The following is a 14,402-nucleotide window of genomic DNA, read 5'->3' as shown; positions in this document are numbered from 1 at the left end:
GAGGGGGCGTCCGTTCCGATCTCACGACGCCATCGCCCTTGCCAGGATCGCTTCCTCGCTGACGCCGGCGCCGCTGAGCTCGCCGGTGATGCGCCCCGCCCGCAGCACCAGCACGCGCTCGGCATTCATGATCAGCTCGGGGATCTCCGACGAGATCATGACCACGGCGACGCCCTCCTCGGCAATGCCGCGCAGGATCGAATAGATCTCGGCCTTGGCGCCGACGTCGATGCCGCGCGTCGGCTCGTGCAGGACGAGCACGCGCGGGTTGGTGACCAGGCTGCGGCCGAGGATGATCTTCTGCTGGTTGCCGCCGGATAGTGTGCCCAGCCGCTGGCCGAGATGCGAGATGCGGGCGTCGAGCCGCGCCACCTGGGCGCGCGCCTCGCGGCGGATGGCGCCGCGGCGCAGGAAGCCGGCCATGGAGAAGCGCGGCAGCGAGGCGGAGACGACATTGTCGGCGACGCTCATGGACAGCAGCCCGCCGGCGCCGCGCCGGTCGGCCGGCACGAGCGACATGCCGTCGCGGATTGCCGCCAGCGGATCGCCCGGCCGCAGCTCCCGGCCGTCGATCGTCACCCGGCCGCTGCGTTCGACCAGGCCGAACAGCGCCTCGCCGAGCCCGTCCTTGCCGGAATCGGGCAGGCCGCCGATGCCGAGAATCTCGCCGGCGCGCACGCTGAAGCTGACGTCGCTAAGGCCGGGCGCCGTCAGGTTTTCGACCGACAGCGCGACGGCGGCGCCGGCGGAGCGGCCTTCGGCCTGCAGCGACCATTGCGTGGCGGCATCGAGGTCGCGCCCGACCATGGCGCGGATCAGCCGGTCCTCGGACACGCCGTCATTGGCGATCGTCTCGATGGTGCGGCCATCGCGCATCACCGTGATGCGGTCGGCGAGCGCCAGCACCTCGGCCAGATGGTGCGAGACGTAGATGACGGTGACGCCCTCGGCGCGCAGCTGCCGCACCACCTCGAACAGGCGTTCGCTCTCGCGCTTGGACAGCGCCGAATTGGGCTCGTCGAGCACCAGCAGGCGGGCGTTCTGGCGGATGGCGCGGGCGATCTCGACGAGCTGCATCTCGGCGACCGACAGGCGGCCCACCCTGGTGTCGGGATCGAGCCGCGCCATGCCGAGCCGGGCCAGCGCGGCGCGCGCTTCCGCGCGCATGGTGTCGCGCGGCACGATCGACACCGCGGAGCGCGCCGCCATGTCGGACATCATGATGTTTTCGGCCACGCTCATCGTCGGGCAGAGCGCCAGCTCCTGGTAGACGACGGTGATGCCCGCAGCACGGCTGACCAGCGGCGTCGCGATGGCGGTTGGCTTGCCGTCGACGAAAATCTCGCCGCCGTCCGGCTGCAGGTCGCCGGCCAGGATGTTCATCAGCGTCGATTTGCCGGCGCCGTTCTCGCCGATGACGGCATGCACCTCGCCGGGACGGAAGTCGATGGAGATGCGGTCGAGCGCAAGCACTCCGGGGAACCGCTTGGTCACCCCGGAGATTTTGACGATCGCGTCCTGGGAGGATGGATGGGTCATGGCGTGATCACATGTTTCGGCGCCCCCTCCACCACGCTTCGCGTGGTCCCCCTCCCCCGCTCCGCAGGGGAGGATCCAGCATCGCGGCCGGCCGCGACATTGATCCTCCCCCGTTTACGGGGGAGGGGGACCGCCGGAGGCGGTGGAGGGGGCGCAAGGCCGGCGCTACTTCTTCGCCACCTCCGCGATGTTCTCCTTGGTGTAGATGCCGACGCCAGTGTCGACGTCGGCGATCGGCTCGCCCTTGACGAATTTTGCCAGCAGGTCGACGGCGGCGAAACCCTGCTTTTCCGGCGCCTGGTCGATGGTCGCCTGGATGTCGCCGCTCTCGACGAGGCCGACGGTCTGGTCGAGCAGGTCGAAGCCGACCACCTTGACCTTGTCGGCGGCCTTGTTGCGCTCGACCCAGGTGCCGGCGGCCGGCGTCGAGCAGCATTCCAGCGACAGCACGCCGGTCAGGTCGGGATTGGCGAGCATGGCGTTCTCGATCGCCGAATAGATCTTCTGCGGGTCGGTGCCGGTGTTGAGCGTCTGGATCACCTCGATGCCGGGCTCGGCCTTGAGCGCCTCGCGCGCGCCGGTCTCGCGGTCGATCGACCACTGCGCGGCGGCGTCGATGGTGGTGATCATCACCTTGCCCTTGCCGCCCAGCACCTTGGCCATCAGCTTGCCGGCCTCGCGGCCCGACTGCACCAGGTCCTGGCCGGCGAAGGCGAGGCGCTTGGAATCCGGATTGTCGGTGTTGAAGGTGACGACCGGGATGCCGGCGGCGAGCACGCGGTCGATCAGCGGCGCCAGCGCGTCGGTGGAGACCGAGGAGATGGCGAGCCCGTCCATCTTGCCCATCAGCGTCTCGATCTCGCTGATCTGGCCGTCGGCATCGGCGCCGACCGGGCCGATGAAGCTGGCGTTGACCTTCTCCTCCGCGGCGGCGCGCGCCACGCCGGCCTTCATGAAGGGCGCGAACTCGTTGGAGACGTCGTGGTAGGAGACGTAGATGTCGAGCGGCTGGCCGGCATCGACCTTGGCCTTGATGCGCTCGGCGAGCGGGAAGTCGGCGAGTTTCGATTCGGCGCTCGCCTGCAGGGGCAGCAGGCCGAGCGCCGCTGCCAGGATGACGTGTCTGAGTTTCATGGATAGTCCTCCCTTTTTTGATTGCGCCCTGGCTTCATGCCCTTCGGCGCATCGTCCACTTGTCGATTCCGACTGCGATGATGATGACCAGGCCGATCATCAGTTCCTGCACGAAGGGCGACACCCCCATCAGCACCAGGCCGTTGCGCATGACGCCGATAATGAGCACGCCGAGGATGGTGCCGAGGATGGTGCCCTCGCCGCCCGACAGCGAGGCGCCGCCGACGATGGTGGCGGCGATCACGTCGAGCTCCAGCCCGAGGCCGGTGCGTCCGGCCTGGCCGCTCGGCAGGAAGGCGAGGCTGAGGATGCCGGCGAAGGCGGCGAGCAGGCCCATCAGCACGAAGGCGCAGATCTTGACCGTGTTGACGGAAATGCCCGACACTCGCGCCGCCTTGGCGCTGCCGCCGACGGCGAACACCTTGAAGCCGAAATTGGTGTAGGACAGCACAACCCAGGCGAGCGCGGCCACGATGATGAAGAAAACGAGCTGCATCGGGATCACCCCGAACAGGTAGCCCTGGCCCATGAAGGCGAAGGTCTCGAGCACGCCCGCGTCGGCGCCGTTGCGCACGTTGACGGTGACCGGCTGGCCGTTGGTCAGGATGAGCGCGGCGCCGCGCACCATCGACAGCATGCCGAGCGTGGCGATGAGCGAGGGCAGCCGGCCATAGGTCGACAGCACGCCGTTGATCAGGCCGATCGCCATGCCGGTGAGCAGGCCGACGATCAGCGCCGGCGCCAGCGGCCAGCCGGCGATGATCAGCATGCCGGCGGCCAGGCCGGAAAAGGCGTAGGTGGACCCGACGGACAGGTCCACCTCGCCGGAGATGAGCACGAAGGTCATGCCGACGGCCATGATGCCGAGCAGCGAGATCTGGCGGCCGATGTTGAGCAGGTTCACCGAGGTCAGGAAGCCGTCCGTGGCGAAGGCCAGGAACAGGCACAGCGCGACCAGCGCGACGAACACGCCCGTCTCGCGTGCGCGCAGAAGCCTCGACATCGAAAAGCGGTCCATGGCGGGCGCACGCGCGCCGGTCCCGACCGTATCGGCCATTCCGTCCTCCCGTTGGGTCCGGCGGACACCTGCCGGCGCCGCCGTGCCTTGCGGCGGCGGCTCCAGGATGCCGTCGCCAAATCCTTCCCTGGCGATCCGGCCGAAACACCGCCGGACCGGTTACGCGCGTGTCTTCAGGCGGCCTTGTCGGCGGCCATGAGGAACGTGCCCGCCGGCACCTTCTTCATCTCGTCGTAGTTGCCGTAGTCGCGCACCTTCTTGAACGGCGCGTTCTCGACGGCGTTGTAGGAGCAGATATAGCCCCAGCGATATGTGTCGGAGCGGTTGGCGTCGGAGCGGTGCAGCAAATTGCCGTCGAACACCAGCACGTCGCCCGCCTCCATCTCCACATAGACATGCTCGAAGCGCTTCAGCGCGGCCTCCAGATGCTCCTGCTCGACATTGGTCTGGTCGTTCTCGCGGATGTGGTTAAGGCGGCCGAGCTTGTGCGTACCCTTCAGCACCTGCAGGCAGCCGTTCTCCTTCGTCGCCTTGTCGAGCGCCACGTAGATGCTCATCATCTCGGGGGCCAGGCAGCCGTAATTGTACCAGTAGCCGAAGTCCTGGTGCCATTCCCAGGCGCCGCCCTCGTTGGGCTGCTTCATGGTCATCTTGTGGCTGTAGAGATAGATCGGCTTGCCGATGGCGTCCTCGGCGAGGTCGACCATGCGCTCGTCGCGGGCGAGAAAGCCGTACTGGTCGTCTTCCGCCGTGTTCCACATCTTCAGGAGGGTGGTCTTGCCCTCCTTGTCGCCCTTCGCCATCACGGCGCCGGCCTTGCTCTCGGCCTCGAGCTGGGCGCGGGCCCGGTCGCGGAAGATCTGCACCTCCTCGGCGGACAGCAGCCCCTTGCGAATGATGTATCCGTCGCGAGCGTATAGCTCGGCTTCCTGCTTGCTCATCGCGAGCATCGGTCTCTCCCTGGCATGCACGTCCGGCTGGGTCCGAAAGACACCCGCCAGCCATGGCCGCGGGCGCCGGAATTCCCGGATTTCGACGCCGAACCGTCGAGGTCCTCAAACTCTCGAAGATGACATTAGACGCGGCCCGCGCATGGGGAAATGGACAAACGGGACAGCGTCTTTGTATAAAACGCGCATGCTGGAAAAGACCACTTTCCTGGAAAGCCTGCACTATGTTCCGGAGCCCGGCTGGACGCGCACCGCCTTCAGCGTGCTGCGCGCCGGCAAGGTCGCGGCCGCGCCCGACTACCGGGTCGCGCGCGCCGTCCATCCCGGCCAGGACGTCATCTACTGCCTGTCCGGCGGCGGCACGGTGGAGACGCTCGGGCAGCGCCTGGAGGTGCGCCCGGGTCAGCTCGCCTGGATCGCCAACGAGGCGCCGCATGCGCATATGGCCGATCCGGCGGACCCGTGGACCGTGCTGTGGTTCCGGCTCGACGGCCCCGACCCGGCTGCGCTGCGTGCAAAGCTGTTCGGCGACGGACCGCCCCGCGTCGCCTTTGCAGAAAGCGCCAATCCGGCAGCGTGGTTCGACCGGCTGTTCGTGGCGATGCGCGGCCGCGATGCCCGCCTCGACCTGCGGCTGAACCAGTTCGTCGCAGAGTTCCTGACCATGGTCGACCATGCGCTCGCCGGCACCGCCGCGCAGAACGTTCCGGCGCCGCTGGCGGCCGCGCTCGGCGCCATGCGCGCCGATCTCGGCCTACCCTGGAGCGCGTCCGACCTGTCGGCGGTGACCGGCCTCGGCCATTCGCAGACGCGGCGGCTGTTCAGGAAGCACCTGCGCACCGGCCCGCGCCAGTGGCTCATCCGGGAACGGCTCATGCACGCGCAGGCGCTGCTGGTCGAAAGCGACGCCCCCCTGGCCGAGATCGCCGAGCAATGCGGCTTCTGCGACGTCTATCACTTCGGCCGCGAGTTCAAGCGCTCGGTCGGCATCGCGCCGGCCGCCTGGCGGCGCAGCGAACTGGGGGCGCGGCCTAAAGCATAGCCGGCGCAGAACGGCTACGGCAGGTCGTCGCCCTTGATGTCGGGGAACACGTAGGGCGTGTCGGTGTTCGAGTTGCACCGCCGGCGGTCCGCCTCGCCGTCGCTGGCACCCTTGTAGGCCCAGGCCCTGATGGCGAAATCGGGTGGAAAAGGGCGGTTCTGGGTGAGCGCCATCGACTTCAGGTCCTTGTCGCCCCGCATGATCGCCAGGCGCTTCTTCGAATCGTAGCCGTCGATGAAGGTGCGCATCTGCGAAACGGTCGCCTTGCCGGCGCAGACGTGGAAGCGCGACAGCATATAGTGCGCCGCGGCGGCGAGGTTGGAGTTCAGCGACGCGCCGGGAACGCGCCGCTGGTCCACCAGGATCGGCTTCCAGGCGACGAAATAGGCGCCGCAGCAGGAATTGGCCTCGCCCGCCAGCGCCGCCCATTCGGTGCCCTTTTCACCGCCGCGTATCGCGGCCGGCGCCTTGTTGATCGCGTCGTTTATGGCGTTCTGCACCCCGGTATCGTCCAGCCGGGTGCAGCCGAGAAACTCGCGGCCGTCATTGACCTGATCCGGCAGCAGGCCGAGATCGTAGATCTCCCGGTTGTCGATGACGCCGGCGGCAAACTCGATGCGCTGGAAGGACATGGTGTTGCCGAAGATCGCCAGCGCGTTGCGCAGCAGCAGCTCGCGATCGCTCTCGCTGAGCGCCGCCAGCGCCTTCAGCATGTCCGGCATGGCCAGCCGGCTGACGGCATGGACGACCGGCTTCCAGTCCTCGAAGACCAGCGCGGACTTGGCCTTGGCGACCGCGTCCCTGACGGCCTGCAGATCCTGCTCGCCCATGGTAGCCTCGATCGTTTCCAGGCTTCGACCGGCATGCGCGGGATGAACTATGAACCTGTCGCCGCCTGCCGGCAAGGGCGGAACGCCGTCGCCCGGCAGGGGTTATGCTTTCGACATGAAACTGTCATCCAACTGTTACATAGGCTCGTTATGGCCTCTCCACGACGCTGCTGAACAAGGCGTCTTAGCGAATTTTCGACAGGAGCAGGCCCAATGAAGAAAGCTATCCTCACAGCGTCGGCTGCGGTCCTGGCGCTTGCCGCCTCGGCCGGTTACGCCGCCGCCCGCGACCAGGTCCAGATCGCCGGTTCGTCGACCGTTCTGCCCTACGCCAAGATCGTCGCCGAGTCCTTCGGCGAGACCTTCACCGAGTTCAAGACCCCCGTCGTCGAGTCCGGCGGCTCGGGCGCCGGCATCAAGGAATTCTGCAAGGGCGTCGGCGAGAACACCATCGATATCGCCAACTCCTCGCGCAAGATGAAGGAGGACGAGCTGAAGTCCTGCGTCGACGCCGGCGTCAAGGAAGTCCAGGAAGTCAAGATCGGCTATGACGGCATCGTCTTCGCCACCGACATCAAGGGTCCGGACTGGGCGCTGACCCCGGCCGACCTCTACAAGGCGCTCGCCGCCCAGCTGGTCGTCGACGGCAAGCTCGTCGCCAACCCGAACACCAAGTGGAACCAGGTCAATCCGGCGCTGCCGGACTGGGACATCGCCGCCTACATCCCCGGCGAGAAGCACGGCACCCGCGAAGTCTTCGAGGAGAAGCTGATGGCGGCCGGCTGCGACAAGGAGGCCGTCAAGGCCGCCGGCGTCGGCGAGAAGGAAGTGACCAAGGCCTGCGTCGCGGTCCGCAAGGACGGCAAGGCGGTCGATATCGACGGCGACTACACCGAGACGCTCGCCCGCATCGACTCGAACAAGACCGGCGTCGGCGTGTTCGGCCTGTCCTTCTACGAGAACAACGCCGACAAGCTGAAGGTCGCGACGGTCTCCGGCGTGACGCCTTCGACCGAAACCATCGCCTCGGGCGAGTATCCGGTGTCGCGTCCGCTGTTCTTCTATGTGAAGAAGGCGCATCTCGGCGTCGTGCCGGGCCTGAAGGAATATGTCGAGTTCTTCCTCGACGACCAGATGGTCGGCCCGGAAGGCCCTCTCGCCGAATACGGCCTCGTCGCCGCTCCGGACGGCGAGCGCCAGGAACAGCGCGACGCCTTCACCGCCGGCAAGTCCATGTAATATCCGATGTCGCCGCGCGGCCCGACCGCGCGGCGACACTCTTTTTCAGGTTCGAGATCGTAAGCGCCCGGGGTTTCCGCTGATGCCGATGATCTATTTTCTCGCCATCGTCCTTGCGATCGGCGTGGCCGCCTACATCATCGGCCGAGGGCGCGCCGCCGCGCAGACCGGCGGGGCCCAGAAGCAGCATTCCCGGCCGCACTATCACGGCTGGTGGGCATTCATGCTCGCCGCCCTGCCGGCGCTGCTGCTGATCATCGTGTGGAGCGTCGGCTCCTCGCTCTATATGGAGCGCCACGTCGAAGCGCAGCTGCCCGAACAGACCGCCGACAGCCCGATCGCCAGCCGCTCGCTGGCGCTGGGCATGGTCAAGAGCCTCGCCAACGCATTGCGTCGACTCGACGCCCAGGCGCTCGACAACCTGCCTGCGACCTTTGCCGAACTGCAGCCGGCGCTCGCCGCCAAGGGCGCGGCGCTCGCACCCGACACGCAGGACTACATGATCCCGATCGCCACCGAGGCGAACAGCACCAGCGACACGCTGCGGCTGACCGGCGGCGTCCTGGCGTTGGCGCTGGCGCTCGGCGGCGCCGCCCTCGGCATCCGCTCGATCCAGCCGCGGGCCAGGGCGCGCAACAATGTCGAGCGCGTCGTGCTGTGGGGCCTGCTCGGCTCGTCGATGATCGCCATCCTGACCACCGTCGGCATCGTGCTGTCGATGTTGTTCGAGACCTTCCATTTCTTCTCCGTCGTGCCGCCCGCAGGCTTCTTCTTCGGCACGGTGTGGGACCCGCGCTTCGCTGCCGCCGGCGCCACCGACTCGGCCGGCCAGTTCGGCCTGATCCCGCTGCTCGCCGGCACGCTCTACATCGCGCTCGTGGCGCTGCTGGTCGCCGTTCCGGTCGGCCTGATGTCGGCCGTCTACATGGCCGAATACGCCTCGCGCAGCGTGCGTTCCGTGGTCAAGCCGGCGCTCGAACTGCTCGCCGGCATCCCGACCATCGTCTACGGCATCTTCGCGCTGGTGACGCTCGGGCCATTCCTGCGCGACCTCAGCGCGGCACTCGCCGGCGGCTCGCCCTTCATCCAGGCGCAGTCGATCTTCACCGCCGGCTTCGTTATGGGCATCATGTTGATCCCGGTCGTGTCGTCGCTCTCCGACGACATCATCACCGCGGTGCCGCGCGCCATGCGCGACGGCTCGCTCGGGCTCGGCGCGACGCGCTCCGAGACGATCAAGCGGGTCATCCTGCCGGCGGCGCTGCCCGGCATCGTCGGCGCCATCCTGCTCACCGCCTCGCGCGCCATCGGCGAGACGATGATCGTGGTGCTGGCGGCGGGCGTTGCCGCCAACCTGACCCTCAATCCGTTCGAGGCGATGACGACGATCACGGTCAAGATCGTCAACCAGCTCACCGGCGACCTCGAATTCAACTCGCCGCAGACGCTGGTCGCCTTCGCGCTCGGCATCACGCTGTTCGCCGTCACGCTCGTCATGAACATCGTCGCGCTCTACATCGTGCGCAAATACCGGGAGCAGTACGAATGACCGACGCAGCGATCGGCAGCCTCCCCATCGCCTCGGCGCCGCCGCGCCGCGACATCGGGCTCAGGCGGCGCTATGCCGCCGAGCGGCGCTTCCGCTGGTACGGCCTGGCGGCGATCTCGGTCGGCCTGATCTTCCTGGTGGTGATGCTCGCCTCGATCATCGGCAAGGGCTACACCTCCTTCCTCCAGACCTCGATCCTGCTGCCGATCACCTTCGACGCGCAGGTCATCGACCCGCAGGACAGGCGCGACACCGACCCGAGCGTGCTGGTGAAGGCCAACTATCCGCAGCTTGCCCGCGACGCGCTGGCCCAGAAGCTGGGAATCGCACTCGACGACAAGCCGCAGATCGCGGCCTTGCGGGGGTTCGTTTCCGACGGCGTGCGCACGCAGCTTCGCGACATGGTCGTCGCCGATCCGTCCCTCATCGGCACGACGCGCGACGTCTGGGTGCTCGCCGGCGCCAATCTCGACTCCGCCTTCAAGGGCCAGATCGACCTCGAAGTCGCCGAGGGCAACCGCAAGGTCTCCGACCGGCAGATCGGCTGGATGGACCAGCTGCGCGCCGAAGGGGCGATGGCCGGCAAGTTCAACACCGGCCTGTTCACCTACGGCGCCTCGAGCCGGCCCGAGACCTCCGGCATGGGCGTCGCGATCATCGGCTCGCTCTACATGATGGCGATCGTGCTGCTGCTGGCGCTGCCGATCGGCGTCGCCGCCTCGATCTACCTCGAGGAATTCGCCAAGAAGACGCGGCTCACCGACATCATCGAGGTCAACATCAACAACCTGGCCGCCGTCCCGTCGATCGTGTTCGGCCTGCTCGGCCTCGCCGTCTTCATCAACTTCCTCGGCCTGCCGCGCTCGGCGGCCCTGGTCGGCGGCCTGGTGCTGACGCTGATGACGCTGCCCACCATCATCATCGCGACGCGCGCCGCGCTGGCCGCGGTGCCGCCGTCGATCCGCTCGGCCGCGCTCGGGCTCGGCGCCTCCAAGACGCAGACCGTGTTCCAGCACGTGCTGCCGCTGGCCACGCCCGGCATCCTGACGGGCACGATCATCGGGCTCGCCCGCGCGCTCGGCGAGACCGCGCCGCTGCTGCTGATCGGCATGGTGGCCTTCGTAGCCGACTATCCGAAGACGCCGCTCGATCCGGCGACGGCGCTGCCGGTGCAGATCTACATGTGGGCGAACGAGGCCGAGCGCGCCTTCGTCGAGCGCATGTCCGGCGCCATCATCATCCTGCTGGTGTTCCTCATGGCGATGAACATCACCGCAATCGTGCTGCGCCGGCGATTCGAAAGACGCTGGTAGACGGGGGCAGATATCATGAACATCATGAGCCAAGAGAAACTCGAAGAGGCGGTGAGCGGCGGTATGACTGCGAAGCCCAACGAAGTGATCAAGATGCAGGGCCGCAAGGTCGGCGTCTTCTACGGCGACAAGCAGGCGCTGTTCGACGTCGACCTCGACGTCCGGCAGAACCAGGTGACGGCGCTGATCGGCCCGTCGGGCTGCGGCAAGTCGACCTTCCTGCGCTGCCTCAACCGCATGAACGACACCATCGACTCGGCCCGCGTGACCGGCAAGATCACGCTTGACGGCGAGGACGTCTACGACCCGAAGATCGACGTGGTCGAGCTGCGCGCCCGCGTCGGCATGGTGTTCCAGAAGCCCAACCCGTTCCCCAAGTCGATCTACGAGAACGTCGCCTACGGACCGAAGATCCACGGGCTCGCCAAGAACAAGGCCGAACTGGACCAGATCGTCGAGTCGAGCCTCAAGAAGGCGGCGCTGTGGAACGAGGCCAAGGACCGGTTGAACGAGCCCGGCACCGGGCTTTCCGGCGGCCAGCAGCAGCGCCTGTGCATCGCCCGCGCCATCGCCGTGTCGCCGGAAGTGATCCTGATGGACGAGCCGTGCTCGGCGCTCGACCCGATCGCCACGGCCAAGGTCGAGGAGCTCATCGACGAGCTCAAGCAGAACTACACCATCGTCATCGTGACCCATTCCATGCAGCAGGCGGCGCGCGTGTCGCAGCGCACCGCCATGTTCCATCTGGGCTACCTCGTCGAGGAGGGTGCCACCGACAAGATGTTCACCAATCCCGACGACAAGCGCACGCAGGACTACATCACCGGCCGCTTCGGCTGAGTGGGTATTGAGGAAAGCCGCAATGGGCGAACATACCGTCTCCTCCTTCGACCAGGATCTCGAGCACATCGACAAGCTGATCCGCGAGATGTCGGACCTGGCGGCCTCGATGGTCCGCGATGCGATCCGCGCGCTGCTCCATACCGACGCGGCGGCGGCGCAGCGCATCATCTCGGAAGACGCCGTGATGGACGCCAAGCAGCGCGAGATCGACGACAGCGCCATCACGCTGATCGCCAAGCGCCAGCCGATGGCGCAGGACCTGCGCGCCGTGCTCGGCGCCATCCGCATGGCCGGCGACCTGGAGCGCATCGGCGACCTCGCCAAGAACGTCGCCAAGCGCGTCGGCGCGGTCGGCGAGGGCTCGACGCCGCGCGGCCTGTCGCACGGCATCGACGACATGGCGACGCTGGTGCTGGCGCAGATCAAGGGCGTGATCGCCGCCTATGCGGCGCGCAAGCCCGAGGACCTGCGGACGCTTCGCGTCGACGACGAGAAGATCGACCTCAAATACACCTCGGTGTTCCGCGAGCTCCTCACTTACATGATGGAGGATCCGCGCAACATCACCGCCTGCACGCATCTCCTGTTCTGCGCCAAGAATCTCGAGCGCATCGGCGACCATATGACCAACATCGCCGAGAACGCCTATTATGTGCTGACCGGCTCGCAGCTTCCGGCCAACCGGCCGAAGCAGGACGAGACGGCGACGACCGTGCTGGCCGAGTAGAAGCGAGGCGCGATGATCGCTCCAAAAATCATGGTGGTTGAGGACGAGGAGCCGCTGGGCGTGCTCCTGCGCTACAACCTGGAGACCGAAGGCTACCAGGTCGAGGTCGTCGCGCGCGGGGACGAGGCCGAGATCCGGCTGCAGGAGAACGTGCCGGACCTGCTGGTGCTCGACTGGATGCTGCCGGCGCTCTCCGGCATCGAGCTGTGCCGGCGGCTGAGGATGCGGCCGGAGACCGAGCGGCTGCCGATCATCATGCTGACGGCGCGCGGCGAGGAGAGCGACCGGGTCCGCGGCCTGGCCACCGGCGCCGACGATTACCTGGTAAAACCGTTCTCGACGCCGGAATTCGTGGCGCGGGTGAAGGCGCTGCTGCGGCGCGCCAAGCCGGAGGTGCTGTCCTCCGTGCTCAAGGTCGGCGACATCGTGCTCGACCGCGAATCGCATCGCGTCTACCGCAAGAAAAGCGAGATCAGGCTCGGCCCGACCGAGTTCCGCCTGCTCGAATTCATGATGCGGCATCCCGGCCGGGTGTTTTCGCGCGGACAGCTCCTCGACAACGTCTGGGGCGAGACGATCTATATCGACGAGCGCACGGTCGACGTGCATGTCGGACGGCTGCGCAAGGCGGTGAACAACGGACGGATGCCGGACGTCATCCGCACCGTGCGCGGCGCCGGCTACGCCATCAGCGACGAATAGCCCCCCAACGAACCGCTCGCGCAATCGTTAGTATTTTGTTATCCACGATTCGCTAAACTTGTGCGTGTGATGTGGGGGCACACATGCAGACACTTTCAAAGCACCGGAACATTGCCGAGATGGACGCCTTCATCGAGGCGCAGGGCGGCATCAAGACCAAGCTCGTCGACCGGCGGGCGATCTACGAATCGGTCTCCTATCTGAGGAGCCACGGCTTCGACGCCGAAGAGGTCCAGCTCTGCCTGGTGCGCTATTTCTACGTCGATCTCGACCTGCTCAACGAGGCGCTTACCGAGCATTGAGGCTCGCGGTCAGCCGACCTCCGGTTTTCCGAACACCGTTTCGAGAAATTCCGCCAGCCAGCGCTTGAGGTGCATGTCCCAGACCATGCGGCCGCCGAGATGGTCGCGGCCGGGCTGCGCGCCCGGCAGCTCGAAGCGGTGCGCGCCGCGCACCACCCAGCGGTGCATCATCACCCGCGTCAGCTCGGCATGGAACTGGATGCCCCAGGCGTTGTCGCCGTAGCGGAAGGCCTGGTTGGGATAGTGCTCGGCGGTGGCCAGCAGCGAGGCGCCGGAAGGCAGCGAAAAGCCCTCGCGGTGGAACTGGTAGACCATCTCCGGCCAGTGCATCAGTTTCCTGCCGTCGTCGGTGGCCTTGAGCGGATACCAGCCGATCTCGACCAGCCCGTCGCGGTGGCCTTCGACCTTGCCGCCGAGATGGTTGACCAGCATCTGCGCGCCGAGGCAGATGCCGAGAAAGGGACGGTTCTCCTTCAGCGGCACGGCCAGCCAGTCGGTCTCGCGCCTGACGAAATCCTCGGGATCGTTGGCACTCATCGGCCCGCCGAAGACAACGGCGCCGGCATGGTGGACAAGCGTCTCCGGCAGCGCGTCGCCGAGCGGCGGCCGCCGGACGTCGAGTTCGAACCCCGCCTCGATCAGCATGTGGCCGACCCGCCCGGGGCTGGATGTTTCCTGATGCAGCACGACGAGGACGCGCGGTCGACCGGCGTCCGCCCCCAGCCTACTCATTCGATGGCGTGCCCTTGGCTCCTGGAACCTTGCGTGCCGCGTCCTGCCGCGCCAGGACGCGGTCGCGGCCGTCGACGCCGAGCAGTTCCGCCACCCGCCACAGCGTGTTGTCCTCGAGCTCGTGCAGCACGCCGTCGGCATAAACGACGTCCCACATCAGCCGAATGAAGGTGATGCGGCCCTCGTCGTCGAGATGCCGGTTAAGCACGCTGGTGAAGGCGTAGAGGTCGATCGCCTCGTGCTCGGCGCTCTCGCCGGCATTGACGAGATCGTCGAGCTCGCGCCCGCCGATGTGGTAGGTTTCGCCGAGCAGCTGCTTGATGCGGTCCCATTCGGCGTCCTGGCGCACGCCGTCGGCATCCATCACGTGATACATCAGCGCCGCCGCGGCGACGCGCGGATCGTCGCCGCGCGCGGCGGTGCCGCCGTTGCGCGGCAGCTCCTTGAGGAAGGAGATCATGCGTTCGAGCATCGAGGGGTCA

The 14,402-nt window shown here is 67.2% G+C and carries 15 protein-coding genes; 8 read left to right on the top strand and 7 right to left on the bottom strand.

What is annotated here, in order from left to right; genetic code table 11:
• Positions 1-21 precede the first annotated feature (21 nt).
• From C7I84_RS16020 to C7I84_RS16005, 4 genes are all read right to left on the bottom strand, one after another.
• Positions 22-1,539 carry a sugar ABC transporter ATP-binding protein gene (locus C7I84_RS16020; protein ID WP_106773204.1) on the bottom strand — a complete coding sequence of 506 codons (1,518 nt, stop codon included), beginning with the start codon at positions 1,537-1,539 and terminating at the stop codon, positions 22-24.
• Positions 1,540-1,704: 165 nt separating this feature from the next.
• A complete protein-coding gene (locus C7I84_RS16015) occupies positions 1,705-2,673 on the bottom strand; it encodes a sugar ABC transporter substrate-binding protein (protein WP_106773203.1) in 969 nt (322 codons plus the stop codon).
• Positions 2,674-2,707: 34 nt separating this feature from the next.
• Positions 2,708-3,730, bottom strand: coding sequence for an ABC transporter permease (locus C7I84_RS16010; protein WP_106773202.1), 1,023 nt, complete (start codon positions 3,728-3,730; stop codon positions 2,708-2,710).
• A gap of 134 nt (positions 3,731-3,864) precedes the next feature.
• Entirely contained in the window at positions 3,865-4,641 is a 777-nt protein-coding gene (locus C7I84_RS16005; RefSeq protein WP_106773201.1) for a phytanoyl-CoA dioxygenase family protein, read from the bottom strand.
• 187 nt (positions 4,642-4,828) lie between these two features.
• Here C7I84_RS16005 and C7I84_RS16000 point away from each other — a divergent pair, with 187 nt between their 5' ends.
• Positions 4,829-5,683: an AraC family transcriptional regulator gene (locus tag C7I84_RS16000; RefSeq protein ID WP_245428458.1), complete on the top strand. Its 855-nt coding sequence runs from the start codon at positions 4,829-4,831 to the stop codon at positions 5,681-5,683.
• A 14-nt stretch (positions 5,684-5,697) separates the two neighbouring features.
• On the opposite strand, the gene C7I84_RS15995 is transcribed toward C7I84_RS16000, so the two are convergent.
• On the bottom strand, positions 5,698-6,513 hold the full coding sequence (locus tag C7I84_RS15995; protein ID WP_106773199.1) for a hypothetical protein: 816 nt from the start codon (positions 6,511-6,513) through the stop codon (positions 5,698-5,700).
• Positions 6,514-6,726: 213 nt separating this feature from the next.
• Here C7I84_RS15995 and C7I84_RS15990 point away from each other — a divergent pair, with 213 nt between their 5' ends.
• The 7 genes from C7I84_RS15990 (at position 6,727) to C7I84_RS15960 (ending at position 13,188) form a co-directional block, all read left to right on the top strand.
• The gene (locus C7I84_RS15990) at positions 6,727-7,752 is read left to right on the top strand and encodes a PstS family phosphate ABC transporter substrate-binding protein (protein ID WP_106773198.1); all 1,026 of its coding nucleotides are present in this window, start codon (positions 6,727-6,729) and stop codon (positions 7,750-7,752) included.
• An 88-nt stretch (positions 7,753-7,840) separates the two neighbouring features.
• Complete coding sequence (gene pstC / locus C7I84_RS15985; protein WP_165816098.1) at positions 7,841-9,301, top strand: phosphate ABC transporter permease subunit PstC; 1,461 nt, start codon at positions 7,841-7,843, stop codon at positions 9,299-9,301.
• A complete protein-coding gene (gene pstA / locus C7I84_RS15980) occupies positions 9,298-10,614 on the top strand; it encodes a phosphate ABC transporter permease PstA (protein ID WP_106773196.1) in 1,317 nt (438 codons plus the stop codon). Before pstC ends, pstA begins: the two co-directional genes overlap by 4 nt.
• Before the next feature lie 15 nt (positions 10,615-10,629).
• Complete coding sequence (pstB, locus tag C7I84_RS15975; protein WP_106773195.1) at positions 10,630-11,454, top strand: phosphate ABC transporter ATP-binding protein PstB; 825 nt, start codon at positions 10,630-10,632, stop codon at positions 11,452-11,454.
• 22 nt (positions 11,455-11,476) lie between these two features.
• Positions 11,477-12,184, top strand: a complete 708-nt coding sequence (gene phoU, locus C7I84_RS15970; protein WP_106773194.1) for a phosphate signaling complex protein PhoU — start codon at positions 11,477-11,479, stop codon at positions 12,182-12,184.
• Positions 12,185-12,196: 12 nt separating this feature from the next.
• Positions 12,197-12,886, top strand: coding sequence for a phosphate regulon transcriptional regulator PhoB (gene phoB / locus C7I84_RS15965; RefSeq protein WP_106773193.1), 690 nt, complete (start codon positions 12,197-12,199; stop codon positions 12,884-12,886).
• A gap of 83 nt (positions 12,887-12,969) precedes the next feature.
• Positions 12,970-13,188 (top strand): hypothetical protein, encoded by a 219-nt coding sequence (locus tag C7I84_RS15960; RefSeq protein WP_133170106.1) that lies wholly within the window; start codon positions 12,970-12,972, stop codon positions 13,186-13,188.
• Between the two features lie 9 nt (positions 13,189-13,197).
• On the opposite strand, the gene C7I84_RS15955 is transcribed toward C7I84_RS15960, so the two are convergent.
• On the bottom strand, positions 13,198-13,920 hold the full coding sequence (locus tag C7I84_RS15955; protein WP_106773191.1) for a glutamine amidotransferase: 723 nt from the start codon (positions 13,918-13,920) through the stop codon (positions 13,198-13,200).
• Complete coding sequence (locus tag C7I84_RS15950) at positions 13,913-14,392, bottom strand: tellurite resistance TerB family protein (protein ID WP_106773190.1); 480 nt, start codon at positions 14,390-14,392, stop codon at positions 13,913-13,915. The genes C7I84_RS15955 and C7I84_RS15950 overlap by 8 nt, the downstream gene beginning before the upstream one ends.
• Positions 14,393-14,402 lie beyond the last annotated feature (10 nt).

The organism is Kumtagia ephedrae (genome assembly GCF_003012745.1).
Lineage (GTDB): Bacteria > Pseudomonadota > Alphaproteobacteria > Rhizobiales > Rhizobiaceae > Kumtagia > Kumtagia ephedrae.
Note: the sequence above shows the minus strand (reverse complement) of the source record. Positions and strands in the feature narration are given on the sequence as shown.

Excerpts from the sequence above, each read along its gene's own strand:
- phoB (WP_106773193.1), top strand. The coding sequence starts at position 12,197 with ATGATCGCTCCAAAAATCATGGTGGTTGAGGACGAGGAGCCGCTGGGC.
- pstA (WP_106773196.1), top strand. The coding sequence starts at position 9,298 with ATGACCGACGCAGCGATCGGCAGCCTCCCCATCGCCTCGGCGCCGCCG.
- C7I84_RS15960 (WP_133170106.1), top strand. The coding sequence starts at position 12,970 with ATGCAGACACTTTCAAAGCACCGGAACATTGCCGAGATGGACGCCTTC.
- pstC (WP_165816098.1), top strand. The coding sequence starts at position 7,841 with ATGATCTATTTTCTCGCCATCGTCCTTGCGATCGGCGTGGCCGCCTAC.
- C7I84_RS16005 (WP_106773201.1), bottom strand. The coding sequence starts at position 4,641 with ATGCTCGCGATGAGCAAGCAGGAAGCCGAGCTATACGCTCGCGACGGA.
- C7I84_RS15990 (WP_106773198.1), top strand. The coding sequence starts at position 6,727 with ATGAAGAAAGCTATCCTCACAGCGTCGGCTGCGGTCCTGGCGCTTGCC.
- C7I84_RS15950 (WP_106773190.1), bottom strand. The coding sequence starts at position 14,392 with ATGCTCGAACGCATGATCTCCTTCCTCAAGGAGCTGCCGCGCAACGGC.
- C7I84_RS16020 (WP_106773204.1), bottom strand. The coding sequence starts at position 1,539 with ATGACCCATCCATCCTCCCAGGACGCGATCGTCAAAATCTCCGGGGTG.
- C7I84_RS16015 (WP_106773203.1), bottom strand. The coding sequence starts at position 2,673 with ATGAAACTCAGACACGTCATCCTGGCAGCGGCGCTCGGCCTGCTGCCC.
- C7I84_RS15995 (WP_106773199.1), bottom strand. The coding sequence starts at position 6,513 with ATGGGCGAGCAGGATCTGCAGGCCGTCAGGGACGCGGTCGCCAAGGCC.
- phoU (WP_106773194.1), top strand. The coding sequence starts at position 11,477 with ATGGGCGAACATACCGTCTCCTCCTTCGACCAGGATCTCGAGCACATC.
- C7I84_RS16000 (WP_245428458.1), top strand. The coding sequence starts at position 4,829 with ATGCTGGAAAAGACCACTTTCCTGGAAAGCCTGCACTATGTTCCGGAG.
- pstB (WP_106773195.1), top strand. The coding sequence starts at position 10,630 with ATGAACATCATGAGCCAAGAGAAACTCGAAGAGGCGGTGAGCGGCGGT.
- C7I84_RS16010 (WP_106773202.1), bottom strand. The coding sequence starts at position 3,730 with ATGGCCGATACGGTCGGGACCGGCGCGCGTGCGCCCGCCATGGACCGC.
- C7I84_RS15955 (WP_106773191.1), bottom strand. The coding sequence starts at position 13,920 with ATGAGTAGGCTGGGGGCGGACGCCGGTCGACCGCGCGTCCTCGTCGTG.